Annotated in this window: 4 protein-coding genes; 1 reads left to right on the top strand and 3 read right to left on the bottom strand. The window is 57.5% G+C overall.

Going from position 1 to position 3,329, the window contains the following annotated elements; genetic code table 11:
* Window positions 1-456 precede the first annotated feature (456 nt).
* Window positions 457-1,317: a phage exclusion protein Lit family protein gene (locus tag ICN82_RS20950; RefSeq protein ID WP_193187251.1), complete on the bottom strand. Its 861-nt coding sequence runs from the start codon at window positions 1,315-1,317 to the stop codon at window positions 457-459.
* Window positions 1,318-1,624: 307 nt separating this feature from the next.
* Window positions 1,625-2,344 carry an SDR family oxidoreductase gene (locus tag ICN82_RS20945; protein WP_193187248.1) on the bottom strand — a complete coding sequence of 240 codons (720 nt, stop codon included), beginning with the start codon at window positions 2,342-2,344 and terminating at the stop codon, window positions 1,625-1,627.
* A 133-nt stretch (window positions 2,345-2,477) separates the two neighbouring features.
* Between ICN82_RS20945 and ICN82_RS20940 the strand changes: the two genes are divergently transcribed.
* Window positions 2,478-3,035 (top strand): TetR/AcrR family transcriptional regulator, encoded by a 558-nt coding sequence (locus tag ICN82_RS20940; RefSeq protein ID WP_330999047.1) that lies wholly within the window; start codon window positions 2,478-2,480, stop codon window positions 3,033-3,035.
* Between the two features lie 96 nt (window positions 3,036-3,131).
* Here the strand turns inward: ICN82_RS20940 and ICN82_RS20935 are convergent, their stop codons facing one another.
* Window positions 3,132-3,278 (bottom strand): winged helix-turn-helix transcriptional regulator, encoded by a 147-nt coding sequence (locus tag ICN82_RS20935; protein WP_226898656.1) that lies wholly within the window; start codon window positions 3,276-3,278, stop codon window positions 3,132-3,134.
* Window positions 3,279-3,329: the final 51 nt, after the last annotated feature.

Raw genomic sequence — 3,329 nt, 5'->3', positions numbered from 1 at the left:
CTGCGAGTAATCTAACTCCCAGTCCGGGATCCGGGGGCAAGGTCAGCCCTTGTTCCAGGGCGGACGCTTCGGGGTCACGGCTGGCAACTGGATTTTCGACATGACGAGTCTCCATCCGGCCCTCCCGACCCCGGCGACGGCACCGCGCCGACAGCTGCATCGTAGCACGACTTTGAGCAACCGGTCCCGATTCCGGCGGGACCAAACCCGGTTCCGCGCCGCCGCAAGGCTGGAGTGAGCCCCACTTCTGCCGTTCGTGCGTCCGGCAGCATTGGTCGAGGAGGGCGAAATCCGGTCATTCGCTGCGCCAAGCCCGAGCGACCGTACCGCGGGACGTAGCGCCAATTCGCTGCGGTTGCGCCAAGGTCGGCTTTGCAGGTTTCGCCTTTGTCAAAACGGTCGCTTGAGGGCAAAGAACGCCACACAATCTGTGGGTGATTTCGTGCGAGCGTGCATCTATAGTTTGAATGGCCCTAGAGCATTTGGATAGATGATCCATAATGCAGCGAAGGCTGCATGCGCTATCGCATCCGATATTCCAGTGCCTTCGGTACCCATGTTTTTGATAACCTCCTCGATACGTATTTTCATGGCAGGATGGGACTCTGAATCGCCCCATTGATCGGCGGCGATTAGCGTCATTGCAAACAGCGCGAAATAGACACCGAGCTCACGCTTTTGCCGAACTTTATCCTCGGCATCGCCGGATTGTTCAGCGTAGTTCGCTACGAACTCCATAATGAATGTGGTCGCAAATTCATCGCATGAAAGCTCCTCGGCGTGTTGATCTATAGAGGGAGCATTGAACGTCGCGCTCGTGCCGTCTTGTTGATGCTGGATATGTCTGAGCTCATGTAGGAAGGCCCAGCCAGTTGCGATGGTAGCGAGTTCCCCTGCCGCGCGCGCTTCCACATCATCCTTTACATCGCAATATTTGCCCGGTTCCGGCACGCCCGGCGGCAACTGCACGACTTCTGGGTCTTCAGCACCTAGCATATCGCGAAATGCCTGAACCATTGATCGAAATCGGGTGAGATCGATGTCGTTGGTGTCAGTGCTCCTAGAAAATGCGGAATAACCTTCCCAGGCAATAAAACTGGCAAGCCAAAACGCCCGCATCGCTAGGTGATTGAAGCGAACAATCCTGAACAGGCCAGCCTCCAAAGCAAAAGTACCCTCTGATCCTGCATCGTCCATCAACTGAAACTCAGGGTGGTATTTTTTCCAGAAGTTTTCCAGCTCTGCCTTTCGTTCCGGTGCGCATCCTAGAAACAGGTTGCGAGCAGCCTGCTGCACTGCCTGGTCATTCTCTTTCATGACATCGTCCGTCACTACACCTTCCCTTGGCCTATTTTGATCAAGTCGGTCGAGCAATACGTAGATTGTTCTCAGCTCTTGCCGAAGTGGATGGCGCAGCTTTTACGTGTGTCCGGGTAAAGCGCAAGCTGCAATAACGGTCGTTTTTGGTCGGGGCCCAAGGAGCGGACATTAGTTAGCAGTGCAGCATCGGGTAAGGAGGGCTCTCAACACCCTTTCGCCGCGATCATCACAAACGACCGATTTGAAAAACCTCGCCGTTCACCAAGCTGAAGCTGAACTCACTGAGTGCGGACTTTGCTGCAATTCACCAGGGCGTTGCGCCATTCGGCTCCACGAAGCAACCGCTGACATCAGCCGTGAGAGCATACTCGGCGGGCAGCCGGGCACCTTCCTCGGCCGTCATCTCACCAAACCCGGTTAGGTCGGTCTTGACGAAACCGGGGCTGACCGAGTTCACCTTGATGCATTCTCCCTTCAACTCTTCATGCAGCTGAATCGTCAGCATGTTCAATGCCGCCTTGGAGGCATTATATCCGATGAAGCGCTGCGAGTAGTAAGGCGCATCCGGATCAGCGTTCTCGGTCAGGGAGCCCATGGAGCTCGACAGGTTCACGATGCGAGCGTCCGGTGCGGCGCGCAGCAGGGGCAACATCGCCTGGGTCACTGCCAGCGCGCCGACGAAGTTGACCTCCATCACCCGGCGCACTGCATCAAGAGAGGCCTTGCCGGGTGCTGCGTCGCCAAGATCAAAGATGCCGGCATTGTTGACGAGGATGTCCAATCGACCGAAACGCCCCTTGATCGCCGCTGCCGCGGCAGCGATGGTCTCGGCGTCGTCAAGGTCAAGATGGAGGCTTTCGGCAATGAACCCCTCGTTCATCAATGTCGCGGCAGCGGAGTCTCCCCGCGCCTTGTCGCGGCTTCCCAGCAGGACATGAACGCCCGCCTCACCCAGCTTCCGAGCCGTTTCGAAGCCAATTCCCTTGTTGGCGCCGGTCACCAGCGCGATGCGTTTCTGGGTCATAAGTCTTTCCTTTTGTTCTGGTAACCCAGATATATGAAGAAATATTCAGCTTTTGGATTCGCATATGTCGGAGCATTCACCAAGCGCACTCAAGCCTAGGAAAACACCGTCACAATCGCGGTCACGTGTGACTGTGGACGCGATATTCGAGGCGACGATTCAGGTTTTGCTGAAGCAGGGCATGGCGGGCCTGACAACCACGTCGGTTGCGGAGCGTGCGGGCGTCTCGGTGGGCACCATGTATCAGTACTTTCCGAACAAGCAGGCCCTTGTCTATGCGTTGAACGAGCGGTTCCTTACCAGGCTGGCGGAGAAAGTGGAAGATACCTGCGCACGTATGGCCGGGCGCCGGGCTTGCGAGGGCGCCGAGGCCCTGATCGACACGTATTGGTCCGTGAAGACTGAACGGATGGAATTGACCCACGCGCTCTATCGATCCGTGGCAGAGCTGGACAACGACGCGCTCGTGCAGGACTTCGCCGCGCGTGTGGACAGGGCAACCGAGGGAATGTTTCGCGCCTGCCCGGATCTGTCCACCGGAGACATTGACCAGATCAACTTGTCTCTGACGGCTGTAATCTACGGCACCGTCCGCAATGCCTTCGAGCGCGGGCTGGAACAGGAGAAGATCTCGGCGCTGAAGTCCGACCTCAAGGCGATGTGCCGCGCCTACCTGGCATCTGTGAAATGAACAGGCACCCGAGACTTAGTCGGCAATGGGCGCGAAGCCGACCTCGGCTGCAAGCGTCCTGAATGGCCGCTGAGGGCCGGTCGCGCTCTCGACAGGCTATCGCGTTTCAGCGGTCAAACTCTTCGGCAGGCCCTCACTCCACTTGCGCAGTTCATCCAGGAAACCCAGGGCAGTGCGCCCGAAATCAGTAATTTCGTAGACGACGGTGATCGGGGCGGTGTCGCAGACTTCGCGCCTGACCAGCCCCCCCTAGTTCGACAGCTAGACGCGTAAGTAGCTGATATTTTTATGGCG

Origin of the sequence: Mangrovicoccus algicola, from assembly GCF_014903745.1 — a bacterium.
Classification (GTDB): domain Bacteria; phylum Pseudomonadota; class Alphaproteobacteria; order Rhodobacterales; family Rhodobacteraceae; genus Mangrovicoccus; species Mangrovicoccus algicola.
Note: the sequence above shows the minus strand (reverse complement) of the source record. Positions and strands in the feature narration are given on the sequence as shown.